Source organism: Aestuariivivens sp. NBU2969 (assembly GCF_019931125.1).
Taxonomy (GTDB): domain Bacteria; phylum Bacteroidota; class Bacteroidia; order Flavobacteriales; family Flavobacteriaceae; genus Aestuariivivens; species Aestuariivivens marinum.
Map to the genome: position 1 here is coordinate 1 of NZ_JAIOUU010000032.1, position 12898 is coordinate 12898.

Below are 12898 nucleotides of genomic sequence, written 5' to 3' on the forward strand. Positions count from 1 at the left end.
CTCTTACCATTCCGAACAGAGAAGTTAAGCCCGTTAGCGCCGATGGTACTGCATCTGTGGGAGAGTAGGTCGTTGCCTTTTTTGGAAACCCCTCACTGTTTTTAGTGAGGGGTTTTTTGTTTAAGTTTCTATTTTATTCTATAATACTAAAAGTTTTAAACATACCTTTAGATTTACTATTAGGGACTTCTGCAATAAAAGCATAGTTGCCGGGCTCTAAGTTTACCTCAAAATATTGAATGTTACTTGTAAGGCCATTATTTACGCCACCTAAAAAGGTAACACCTTCAGGAGCTGGGGAAATTAAACCTTTTGGGTTCATCCAATTCATCCAGGCTTCAAGTTCATCTAGATTTGCATTATCACTTAACTTTACAAGATTTACATCATGACCAACAAAGTTTTCATGAACAATCTGATCCTTGAAAAACACTGATATAATATGGTTTCCTTTAGTGATTTCTTTGTTATATACAATTCCTTCTGTACTTGAAATAGTAATATTAATATCAGCTTCTGGAGGTTGATTGCCACTATCTTCTTCTAAAATATAAAGTTCTTTTGCCATTCCCATAGAGGCATGAAACATTCCATTTTCCATTTTTACATAGCATTCCATAATATGAAATCCTGGTTCAAGTTTAATGGTTACATTTGCAGTCATTCCAGGGGAAATTAAACCGGTACCCCCAACAAATTTAACATCTTGAAACCATTCTGGTAATGCGCCAAAGGCGTTCATTGCAGCATCCATATCTCCTTTCATAATGTACATCATACCGTCATCAAAAGGTTTCATAACCTGAGATTTGATTGTATCTATAGTCTTGTCATCTGGATAATCATCAAACATTAAAAAATGGGGTTCGTTTGATTTGTTAATATATTTAAACGTATTCCATCCAGATTTAATGGTATCTACACATACAAAATCCATTACATTGGTCACTACTTCTATACTGTTGTCGATTTTTTCTGTTGTTACAGAATGGTTGGCCTTCTCTTTTTTATCAGTTTTGCAGCATATTATTAAAACAAGGGTTAGTGTTAATAGAATTTTTGTTTTCATTTATTTAAATTTTATTGGTTTTATATTTCATAAGAAATTAGCAAATAATCATTTCGGCTGATATCAACTTTTTGTCAAGACTCATTATAAATCAAATGTTTACATAAATATAATAAATAATTGTAAGTTATATTTTTTAGTGTACAATAAAGTGTGTTTTGATAAAGCAAGATTTATAAACTAATGTTTGGTCAGTTTTTTCTATTTTCGAGAAATTAATAAAACTTGCGTTACCACAGCTCTTAAAAACTATTGGAAATATTAATTAAGTATACATGAAAAGAATTTTAATAATTATAAATACAGTTGTTTTAATTTCAACTCAAAGTATTTTAGGACAGAGCAATAAAAAAGGAGGTGTTGCGTTTGCTGAAGCATTGACTAAGGTATCCATTTCCAATGTTCCAGATGATCAAAAATTACTTTTAGTTAAAAAGCTTTTGCCTTATGCTACTACTGTAAACCAAAAGAAACAGATTATTAAAGCAGCAGAAAAAATAAAGACTTTTTTAGCACTGGTATTTGTGTCAGAGTTTCTAGAAGATAAAGCATTGTCATCAACCGCATCCCATGCTACCATTAAGATCGCATTACCCTCACTAGGAAAAAACAACGGATTGGGTGGAACTTTAGTTAAGGAAATTGTATCAAAAAGTGTTGATAATTTAAAGGAATCAGATAATTATACAGAGAAAGCGGTTAAGGCTTTTTTAAAGAATATGCCAAATGAAGAAGGTTTTGTTTCCATTTTTAATGGTAAAGATTTGACAGGCTGGGAAGGGTTGGTTAAAAACCCCATTGCAAGACAAAAAATGTCTGAAGAAGAATTAGTTAAGGCACAGGAAGAAGCCAACCAACAAATGCTAAGGGATTGGTTTGTAAAAGATGGCGTTATAGGATTTAAGGGAGAAGGTTATAATAATATATGTACCATTAAAGATTATGGCGATTTTGAAATGTTGGTAGATTGGAAAATAACAAATGGTGGTGATAGTGGTATTTATCTAAGAGGAACACCACAAGTTCAGATTTGGGATATTGAGAGGATTGATGCAGGAGCTCAGGTAGGGAGTGGCGGACTCTATAATAATCAAAAGCATGAAAGTAAGCCTTTGGAGGTCGCTGACAACCCTGTTGATGAATGGAATACCTTTCGTATAAAAATGATAGGAGAACGGGTAACGGTTTATTTAAACGGTGTGTTGGTTACCGATAATGTACCGTTAGAAAATTATTGGGATCGTAAACAAAAGATTTTTCCAAAGGAAGCTATAGAACTACAAGCGCATGGTGAAGATCTTGGGTTTAGAAATGTTTATGTGCGTGAGATCACATCTGGAGAAGATCTGTTAACAAAAGAGGAAAAACAACAGGGCTTTAAATCGTTATTTAATGGAAAAAATTTAGATTATTGGATTGGAAATAAAGTAGATTATATTGTCAAGAACAATGAAATTGCTGTTGAACCAAAACGTGGTGGACAAGGTAACTTATACACGGCCAATGAATATTCCGATTTTATTTTTCGTTTTGAATTTAAATTAACGCCTGGAGCCAATAACGGATTAGGGATTCACGCCCCTTTAGAAGGTGATGCTGCATATGTAGGTAAAGAATTGCAGATTTTGGACAATTCGGCTCCAATTTATGCAAACCTAAAGCCGTATCAATACCATGGTTCCGTATATGGAATTATAGGAGCAAAGCGTGGTTATTTAAAGCCAGTTGGAGAGTGGAACGATCAAGAAGTTATGGTGAAAGATGATACTATTAAAATTACGCTTAATGGAGCTGTAATTGTTGAAGGAAACATTAATGAAGCAACAAAAAATGGTACTGCAGATGGTAAAGACCATCCTGGACTAAAGCGAAATAAAGGACATATTGGATTTTTGGGACATGGTTCAGAACTTTGGTTCCGAAACATAAGAATTAAGGATTTAGCACCCTAAAATGAAAAATTTGTAACCTGTTTAACTTTTAGCAAACAGTTATTTTTATTCCCTAAATTAAGAAGTAAGATTGATGGACCAAGTTTATGATGCCATTGTTATAGGTACTGGGATTTCTGGTGGCTGGGCGGCAAAGGAATTATGCGAAAATGGCTTAAGGACGCTTGTGCTTGAACGAGGACGAATGGTAAAGCATATAGAGGATTACCCAACAGCCAATAAAAATGTTTGGGATTTTAAATATCGAGGGTTAGTCCCCCAAGAAGAATTAAAAAAGCAAGAAAAGCAAAACAGAACAGGATTTGCTGTACGTGAAGAGAGTAAACATTGGTTTGTAAATGATTTAAAACACCCCTATACCGAAGAAAAGCGATTTGATTGGATTAGAGGCTATCATGTTGGCGGGAGATCTATTACTTGGGGACGACAAACTTTACGACTAAGTGACCTCGATTTTGAAGCTAACAAAAAAGAAGGAATAGCCGTAGACTGGCCCATTCGCTATAAGGATATTGCCCCTTGGTATGATAGGGTGGAACGATTTATAGGAGTTTGTGGTGAAACATTAGGACTTCCTTATTTGCCCGACGGTATTTTTACACCACCAATGGAATTAAACTGTGTAGAACAGGAGTTTAAAAGCAAAATTGCCGAAAACTATACCAATCGCTATTTAACCATGGGTCGTTTTGCGCACCTTACGGGTGATGTGGAACATGAAGGAAGGACTAATTGTCAATATCGCGACCAGTGTATTAGGGGCTGCCTGTTTGGAGGGTATTTTAGCAGTAATTCTTCTACGCTTCCTGCCGCAGCTAAAACAGGAAACATGACGCTTCGACCCAATTCAATAGTCAGTAAAATTATTTATGATGATGCTAAAAAATTAGCTACTGGAGTTGTGGTTATTGATGCTGTTACCCATGAAAAGATTCAATTTTCAGCCAAAGTTATCTTCTGTTGTGCTTCAACAGTTGGTAGCACGTCTATTTTATTGAATTCCACTTCTGAAAGATTTCCAAGCGGTTTAGGAAATGATAGTGGCGAATTGGGCCATAATTTAATGGATCATCATTTTAAAGTTGGGGCGACAGCTTCAGTTGAGGGGTTTGAGGACAAAATCTATATTGGACAACGCCCAACAAGTTTCCATATTCCAAGATTCAGGAATTTAGGAGACGAAGCCACAAAGCAAGATTATTTGCGTGGATTTGGGTTTCAGGGTAGTGCGAGTAGGAGTAGTTGGCAAAGTGCTATAAGGGAACTCTCTTATGGAGAAGCCTTGAAAGATAAACTATTAAAACCAGGTCCCTGGGTAATTGGTATGACAGGGTTTGGTGAATGTTTACCCTACCATGATAATAAGATGTCTCTCAACAAAGACGAACCAGATGAATGGGGTGTGCCAACCGTAACCTTCGATTGTGAATTTAAAGAAAACGAACATAAGATGCGGGAAGACATGCAAAAAGAGGCCGTTAATATGTTAAAATCAGCGGGTTTTAAAGACGTTAAGGGGTACGATGAACCTTGTTTTCCAGGACATGCTATCCATGAAATGGGAACGGCGAGAATGGGTCATAATCCTAAAACTTCAGTTTTAAACAAAAACAATCAGGTTCATGCGGTGCCAAATGTTTATGTTACTGATGGTTCTTGCATGACCTCGTCTGCTTATCAAAATCCTTCGTTAACGTATATGGCTTTATCGGCTCGGGCTGCAAACCATGCAGCTAAACAATTAAAAATGAATGTGTTTTAGTATATGGATAGAAGAAACGCTTTGAAGGCTTTAACGTTCTCCGCAGGAAGTATCATAGCCACGCCAACATTATTAAAGGTGTTGGTCTCTTGTTCAAAAGAAAAGGGATTATCTTGGTATCCTATCTTTTTAAACAAGTCGCAAGCTATTGTTTTAGAGCAAATAACCAATGTTATATTACCCAAAACAGATACTTTAGGAGCTTTAGATGTAAATGTTCCCCAGTTTTTAGATGAGTTGTTAAATGACGTGGTAACTAAAGTTGAACAGGAAAATTTTACTAAAGGTGGAATAGCTTTTCAACAAGCATTTAAATCACTTTTCAAAAAGGATATTTCAGAAGCGAGTACAAAAGAAACAAAAAAAATGATTTCTAGGTATTTCGATTTAAATGAAGAAGATCAAAACAAAGTGTATAACTTGATGGGTTCGACACCTGAAGAAATAAACGATTTAGATAACTATTACCTCTATAAATACTTATTTTTTATAAGGTATTATACAGTGTTTGCTTATATGACTTCACAGGAGGTTAAGGAAGGTATTTTAGGGTTTAACCCTTATTTAGGAACTTATACAGCCTGTATTTCACGATAAGAAACAAGACTGGCAAAGTTTTAAATGTAAGTTTTAGACTAAAGGCATAAATTTTTTCTTAAATAAAATTAGTATTTTAGTCTTTATGAACAGCATTCTTCAATCAACACTAAAAACGCTTCAAAAATCAAAACTCCTATTATCCAATTTAGACGATGCTACTTTAACCAATAAATCTATTTCGCCGTATTACTCCAGCATAGGAGGACATATTAGACATATCTTAGATTTTTATGATTGTATTTTGATGAGTAAAGATGGCGAAAAAGTTGATTTAACCGCTCGAAAGCGTAATGAAAATATAGAAACATGCTGTAAACAAGCTTCCGACTATCTGGAGCAAATCATTGTTAAACTTTTGGCTACGGATAGAAATCTTGAAGATCAAGTTACAGTTTATGACGATTTAGGAGTTGGGGTAATTGAAATGCCTTATACCTATGCGGCTTTGTTTGCCCAAGCCAATAGCCATACCATACACCATTACGCCATTATTAGTTATATTTTGGATCGTCTAAATATTGTTATAAATGATACTGATTTTGGGTATAACCCAACAACTCCAAAAGCACCTAATCTTAATTAGAGTTTTTTTTAAACATACTATCTAAAATTGTATTAATTCCCTTATAGGCTAGGTATAATGCCAAGCAGCAAAGTACAATGGCTATTATTAGAATAACCATATCAATAGGAGGTTTTATTTTTGTTTGTGAAATGTAAATAAGTGAAGGGCCAATAAACATGCATGCTAAAGCTCCCCCCATTAGTTTAAGTCCTTTTAAAAGAATATTTTTATCCGTTCTTTTAGTATCTGTCATTATAATGTTGAATTGCTAATCGAACACTTCCAAATTTATTTAAAAGCTTTTGTGCTTCACCTAAAGGAATATTAAGCTCTTTCATCACCATTTTGGTTCCTCTATCCACAAGTTTGTCATTGCTTAATTGCATGTCTACCATTTTATTGCCTTTTATATGGCCTAGTTGTATCATGGTAGTAGTGGTAATCATATTGAGGACTAGTTTTTGTGCGGTACCAGATTTCATCCTAGAGCTTCCGGTAACAAATTCGGGGCCAACAATAACTTCTATAGGATATTGAGCTGTATTTGATAAGGGACTGTTGTGATTACAAGTTATACAGCCAGTAATAATATTGTTTTCGTTACATTTTTTTAGTGCCCCAATAACATAAGGTGTGGTTCCTGAGGCGGCAATTCCAACAACAACATCTTTACTTGAAATATTATAGGCTTTAAGGTCTTTCCAACCTTGGGTGGTTGAATCTTCAGCATATTCAACAGAGTTTCTAATGGCTGTATCACCTCCAGCAATCAATCCAATAACCAAATTGCGAGATACACCATAAGTTGGTGGACATTCTGAAGCATCCAAAATACCCAAACGACCGCTGGTTCCAGCACCAGTATAGAATAAACGGCCACCATTACTTAATTGTTTTACAATTTGTTGTATTAATATTTCAATTTGTGGGAGCGCTTTTTCAACTGCAAAAGGAACAGTTTTGTCTTCGTTATTTATATTTTGAAGCAACTCTTTTACACTCATCTTTTCAAGATGATTGTAGTTGGAATCCTGTTCAGTTACTTTTATAAAATCCATACTCCACAAAAGTACATGAATTTTTTCATTTAAAAATTCTCCAAAACTAAATGAAAATATATATTAACTTTCTAGTAAATGAGTAAAGTTAAACCAAGTGTGAATTTTCCATAAAATATTTAGGATAACTATTTTATCAATGATTATCTGTAAAATTATTTTATATCATAAGTGAAAGTATCTACCTGTGAAGCCCTAAAGTAGCCCAAAGGATAATTTTTAGGATTAGTTTCGTTTATACAATTGCCCCTTACTGTTGCTGGTTGTACTTCGAAGGGATCACCAGATTCTTCATCAGATTGTTGCAGAAGTATACTCAAATATTCAAAAAACTGTTTTGAAATTCCATAGTTTCTTATTTCAAGTATATCTCCAGTTTCTAAATCTTCTTCTGAGTGGAAAGCAAATATTTGATTGCCGTCTGTAAACTCATCATCATAAACTTCCAGACTTACAATATTAGTTGAAGTATTTATAAATTCAAATAGATAATAATTATTGATCCCTTTGGGGTCTGTGTAATAAGCTTCAATTTCTGTTTCATTACCACTAAAGCCTCCATCGTTTTTTTGTTCTACATATTCAATTGAACTAACCGGCATGAGTTTCTCTGTAGCGGTATAAGTTTCGTTATTATAGATAATAGTTAAGCGGTATATGCCGTTAATTTCTGGAACAAAAGAGTCGTTTTTGTAAACACCTGTTAGCCCTTCTTCAATGAAATTGTAAGTATTGTTAAATGCATCGGTTACTACTACCGTTGCTCCAGTAGCAGGGGGTACATCATCATTAAAAAAAGGTGCGGTCAATGTCAATTTTACAAATTGTAAGTTTCCCGTGGTTCCATTAACCCAGTTTATGGATGCATCTATAACTAATTTTGGGTCGGTGGTTTTTAAATCTACATCTATAACATCTTCACAAGAAGAAAAACTAATAACCAATACCATTATATAGATTAATTTTTTCATGAGCTAAAACTTAAAATTGTAGGATATAGAAGGGACGACCCCAAATATTGATAAGCGGTTAGCTTCATTTTTGCCATTATCCTGATTTCTTCTAAAAGCGATTGACGCAGCATTTCTTCTATTATACAAATTATAGATTCCAAATGTCCAATAACTTTTCCAACCATTAGTTTTATCTGGTTTTGGGGTATATCTTGCTGAAATATCAATACGGTGGTATGAAGGCAACCTATCAGTATTTCTATCATTATAGTTTGGAATGGTTATGCCATTAAATTCATATTGACCATCAGGAAAGGTAGTTGGTTGTCCCGTTTGAAATACAAAGTTGGAGTTTAGTTTCCATTTCCCATTCAATTCATAGCTGCCTGTAACAGATAAATCATGTGTTTTGTCAAAAGGCGTTTTATACCAAAGCCCATTGTTAATTCCAGATTCTTGTGATGTTCTACCTTCTGTTTGCTGTTCTGATTTTGATAGGGTATAGGCTAGCCAACCCTTAAGGCGGCCTTCATTTTTTCTTAAAAGGAGTTCAAGGCCATAAGCTCTTGCCCGGCCATTTAAAATAACCTGTTCTATGGCGTTATTCGCTACTAAATCGGCACCATCAATGTAATCGATCCTGTTTTTAACGGTTTTAAAAAAACTTTCGATTTCCAATGTATAGTCGCTTTCTTTGAAATCTGTAAAAAAGCCAACAGCAAATTGATCCAACAATTGGGGTTTAACATATTTTCCACTAGGTGTCCAGACATCCAAAGGAGTAGGTGAATTTGTATTGGACAATAGGTGTAAGTATTGACTCATCCTATTGTAGCTTGCTTTAATAGAGTTTTTAGCGTTGAGCTGGTATGCTAATGAAGCACGGGGTTCTATATTTAAAAACTTAGCAATTACATCACTGCGTTTAAAAATTTCTACGTCTATTGGATCTGCTTTTTCATAGATTTGAAAGTTATCGTTAAATAGGACTGGTTGGTCATTTTCATAAACGTTTAATTCTTTTTGTCCCATTCGATGAAAAGTACTTAGGCGTAATCCGTATGAAAGGGATAATTTATCAGACACTTGATGTTCGGAATCTAAATAAATAGCGTTTTCTAAGGCATACTTATCGGTAAGTTTAAACGGGTTTATCCCAGAGGATTCGGTTGTTGGTTTTATATCTCCTGGATTAAACTTGTAATAAATACTATTTAAACCATATTGAAGTTTAAATTTATTATTAATGTAATGCTTAAAGTCGTATTTCAAATTGAAGTTTTTAATGCCCGAAACCCAGTCGAATTCTACAAAGCTTAGCTTTAAATCGTAATCATAGTTAGAGTAAATTAATGATAAATTGGAAAATAATTTATCTGAAAATAAATGGTTCCACCTAAAGTTAAAAACAGCATTACCATAAGAATTTTCGAATGAATCTTGGATTCTAAAAACATCACGACCAAAATAACCAGACAAGTAAATGTTGTTTCTGTTGTTTATTTTGTAACTCAATTTTGTATTTAAATCGTAGAAATAAGCAACATTATCCAAATCAAAAAGCGGCAAAAATAAGTGGGCGTAACTGGATCGGCCTCCAAAAAGAAACGATCCTTTTTCTTTTTTAAGAGGTCCTTCTACCAGGAGTCTACTGGATATTAAACCAAGACCTCCGTTCATATGAAAGGCCTTGCTGTTGCCTTCCTTTTGATAAATATCTAAGACCGAAGATACCCGTCCTCCATAACGTGCTGGAATACCTCCTTTATATAAGCGAAGGTCTTTAATGGCATCTGGATTAAATACTGAAAAAAATCCGAATAAATGTGACGAATTATAAATGGTTGCTTCATCCAGAAGTATTAAATTTTGATCAGTTGCACCACCTCTTACATTAAATCCCGATGCGCCTTCGCCAGCATTAGTAACACCTGGTAGTAAGGTAATGGCCTTAATGATATCGGCTTCCCCCAAAACTACCGGAATATCCTTTATGGTATTGGCAGATAGCCTATTGATACTCATTTGGGGCGTTTTAATATTTAGCCTTTCAATATCTTCTGTAATAATGATTTCATCTAAGTTTTCGAGGGACTCCGTTAAACTGAAATTTTTCACAATATTTTCAGATAATGTGAGTGTTTCAGAAATTGTTTTGAATCCTAGATAGCTAATAACTATGTCGTAAGTGCCTTTTGGCAAAGTAATGGAATAAAAACCATATTCATTTGTCGTGGTTCCAGATTGTATTTCCGGAAAAATAACATTTACACCTATTAAGGTTTCGTTACTATTCTTTTCTGAAATGGTTCCACTTATGGTAAATTTATCTTGAGCATTTAACAACAAATTATTTAAAATGAGTAGCGAAATAAACCACAAAAGGATTTTATGCATGAATTTTTTTAATAAAAATATAAAAAAAGCCCCATTACAGGGGCTTTTAAACTTAACTTTATATTTTATTTAACCAATAATACTGTTTAGTGTTTTGCTTGGGCGCATCACTTGATTGGCCAAAGCATCGTTAGGTTCATAGTAACCACCAATACTAACTGGGTTTCCTTGAATGTTATTTAGCTCGTTTACAATTACTGATTCGTTATCAGTTAATTGTTTGGCAATTGTAGTAAACTCCTCTTTTAAAACTTGGTCTTTGTTTTGGTTGGCAAGTTCTTGTGCCCAGTACATTGCTAAATAAAAATGGCTGCCTCGATTATCCAATTCACCAGCTTTTCTGGAAGGCCCTTTTTTGTTTTCCAAAAGTTTTTCGGTGGCCTCATCCAAGGTTTCTGATAAAACTTTGGCTTTTGCATTGTTGTTAACATCACTAAAATGTTCCAAAGATACAGCTAGGGCCAAAAACTCACCTAAAGAATCCCAACGTAAATGGTTTTCATCTAAAAGTTGTTGAACATGCTTAGGAGCAGATCCACCAGCACCAGTTTCAAATAAACCACCACCATTCATTAACGGTACAATGGAAAGCATTTTTGCACTAGTTCCTACCTCTAAAATCGGAAATAAGTCGGTTAGGTAGTCACGCAAAACATTACCGGTAACCGATATGGTGTCCTGTCCAGCCTTCAATCTTTCGCAAGTGAAAGTAGTCGCTTCAACAGGAGCAAGAATTCTTAAGTCTAATCCGGTTGTATCATACTCTTTTAAGTAAGTATTTACCTTTTTAATCAATTCAGCATCGTGAGCCCTGTTTTGGTTTAACCAAAAAACAGCTGGTGTTTGTGATGCCTTGGCACGGGTTACCGCTAATTTTACCCAATCTTGTATTGGTGCATCCTTAGTTTGGCACATTCTCCAAATATCACCAGTTTCAACAGTGTGTTCCATCAATATGTTCCCTTCTGAATCAATAACTCGTACAGTTCCATTAGTAGGAATTTCAAAAGTTTTATCATGGGAACCATATTCTTCTGCTTTTTGGGCCATAAGCCCAACATTGGGAACAGTTCCCATAGTAGTTGGATTGAACGCACCATGGTTTTTGCAAAAATCTATGGTAGCTGCATAAACACCAGCGTAACTACTGTCTGGAATAACTGCTTTTGTGTCCTGTAATTCACCTTTGGCATTCCACATTTGACCAGAAGTACGTATCATAGCTGGCATAGAAGCATCTATAATGACGTCACTAGGGACGTGTAAATTGGTAATGCCTTTATCACTATTTACCATAGCAATTGATGGTCCGTTTTTATAGGTGGATTCAATATCAGATTCAATGTCCTTGCGTACATCTTCAGGTAGTTCCTGTATGCGTTCCAAAAGATTTCCAAGACCTGAGTTTACATTTACTCCAAGTTCATCTATTACTTTTCCATGCTTCTCAAAAACATCTTTAAAGTATGCTCTTACAGCATGCCCAAAAATAATTGGGTCACTAACCTTCATCATTGTACCCTTCATGTGCAATGAAAAAAGAATGTCTTTAGATTTTGCATCAGCAACTTGTTGGTCTAAGAAGCTTACCAATGCCTTTTTGTTCATTACAGTAGCGTCTATTATTTCGCCTTTAAGTAATGGAAAACTATCTTTTAAAGTAGTTATATTTTCTTTACTGTCAATGTGTTGTATCTTTATGGATGTAGCCCCTGATATAGTAATCGATTTTTCATTGTGAGCAAAATCACCGCTGGTCATGGTTGCTACATGTGTTTTCGAATCACTGGACCAAGCACCCATAGTATGCGGATTCTTTTTTGCATAATTTTTTACAGCTTTAGGCGCACGTCTGTCACTGTTTCCCTCTCTTAATACAGGATTTACAGCACTGCCTTTAACCTTATCATAGCGTGATTTAATTTCTTTTTCCAAAGCATTGCTAGGTGAGTCTGGATAATTGGGAACAGCAAATCCCTTTTGTTGTAGCTCTTTTATAGCACCTTTCAATTGTGGGATTGAGGCACTAATATTAGGTAACTTTATAATATTGGCTTCTGGTTTTGTAGCTAATTCACCTAAAAAAGCCAAATCATCCGAGACACGTTGGTCTTCGCCCAAATAATCTGGGAAAACAGATAATATTCTGGCAGCTAGAGAAATGTCCCTTGTTTCTATGGTTATACCGGTTGATTTAACAAAAGCTTTAACTATGGGTAAAAAAGATCGTGTAGCTAACGCAGGAGCTTCATCGGTTTTTGTGTAGATAATTTTTGACATTCGTTGCCTTTTTTAATTTTAATATACTGTAGTTTAGGTGTTTATAACTAGCGCCTTTTTTGGCGTTGCGAATATACAAAAAAATGATAGTTATTATAGTCGATTCCAGAACCAAAGCCCAATAAAATAAGCTAATTAAAAGGTAATTAAAAAAAAGTATGGACAACTAAGGGATCAATCTCAAAAGTTGGGTCTAAAGAGAAAAATAATTTTCTTTGTGCTTTAAATTACATTGATGAATAAAGGCACTGAGTTATCCTTG

The 12898-nt window shown here is 34.8% G+C and carries 10 protein-coding genes; 4 read left to right on the top strand and 6 right to left on the bottom strand.

The features are described from left to right. Positions 1 to 133: 133 nt before the first annotated feature. Positions 134 to 1069: a hypothetical protein gene (locus K7G79_RS13990; protein ID WP_223552222.1), complete on the bottom strand. Its 936-nt coding sequence runs from the start codon at positions 1067 to 1069 to the stop codon at positions 134 to 136. Between the two features lie 275 nt (positions 1070 to 1344). Here K7G79_RS13990 and K7G79_RS13995 point away from each other — a divergent pair, with 275 nt between their 5' ends. The 4 genes from K7G79_RS13995 (at position 1345) to K7G79_RS14010 (ending at position 5966) form a co-directional block, all read left to right on the top strand. Then, positions 1345 to 3021, top strand: a complete 1677-nt coding sequence (locus K7G79_RS13995) for a DUF1080 domain-containing protein (protein WP_223552223.1) — start codon at positions 1345 to 1347, stop codon at positions 3019 to 3021. Between the two features lie 73 nt (positions 3022 to 3094). Further along, positions 3095 to 4783 (top strand): GMC oxidoreductase, encoded by a 1689-nt coding sequence (locus K7G79_RS14000; RefSeq protein WP_223552224.1) that lies wholly within the window; start codon positions 3095 to 3097, stop codon positions 4781 to 4783. A gap of 3 nt (positions 4784 to 4786) precedes the next feature. Further along, entirely contained in the window at positions 4787 to 5380 is a 594-nt protein-coding gene (locus K7G79_RS14005) for a gluconate 2-dehydrogenase subunit 3 family protein (RefSeq protein WP_223552225.1), read from the top strand. Positions 5381 to 5465: 85 nt separating this feature from the next. Further along, on the top strand, positions 5466 to 5966 hold the full coding sequence (locus K7G79_RS14010) for a DinB family protein (protein ID WP_223552226.1): 501 nt from the start codon (positions 5466 to 5468) through the stop codon (positions 5964 to 5966). On the opposite strand, the gene K7G79_RS14015 is transcribed toward K7G79_RS14010, so the two are convergent. The 5 genes from K7G79_RS14015 to K7G79_RS14035 all read right to left on the bottom strand — a co-directional run bounded on the left by K7G79_RS14015 (position 5959) and on the right by K7G79_RS14035 (position 12636). Next, complete coding sequence (locus tag K7G79_RS14015) at positions 5959 to 6201, bottom strand: DUF6095 family protein (RefSeq protein ID WP_223552227.1); 243 nt, start codon at positions 6199 to 6201, stop codon at positions 5959 to 5961. The genes K7G79_RS14010 and K7G79_RS14015 overlap by 8 nt on opposite strands. Continuing rightward, positions 6188 to 7006, bottom strand: coding sequence for an N-acetylmuramic acid 6-phosphate etherase (gene murQ / locus K7G79_RS14020; protein ID WP_223552228.1), 819 nt, complete (start codon positions 7004 to 7006; stop codon positions 6188 to 6190). Before murQ ends, K7G79_RS14015 begins: the two co-directional genes overlap by 14 nt. A 155-nt stretch (positions 7007 to 7161) precedes the next feature. Then, positions 7162 to 7977: a DUF4249 domain-containing protein gene (locus tag K7G79_RS14025; protein ID WP_223552229.1), complete on the bottom strand. Its 816-nt coding sequence runs from the start codon at positions 7975 to 7977 to the stop codon at positions 7162 to 7164. A 3-nt stretch (positions 7978 to 7980) separates the two neighbouring features. Continuing rightward, positions 7981 to 10356, bottom strand: a complete 2376-nt coding sequence (locus tag K7G79_RS14030; protein ID WP_223552230.1) for a TonB-dependent receptor — start codon at positions 10354 to 10356, stop codon at positions 7981 to 7983. 69 nt (positions 10357 to 10425) lie between these two features. Beyond that, positions 10426 to 12636: an NADP-dependent isocitrate dehydrogenase gene (locus tag K7G79_RS14035; RefSeq protein ID WP_223552231.1), complete on the bottom strand. Its 2211-nt coding sequence runs from the start codon at positions 12634 to 12636 to the stop codon at positions 10426 to 10428. Positions 12637 to 12898 lie beyond the last annotated feature (262 nt).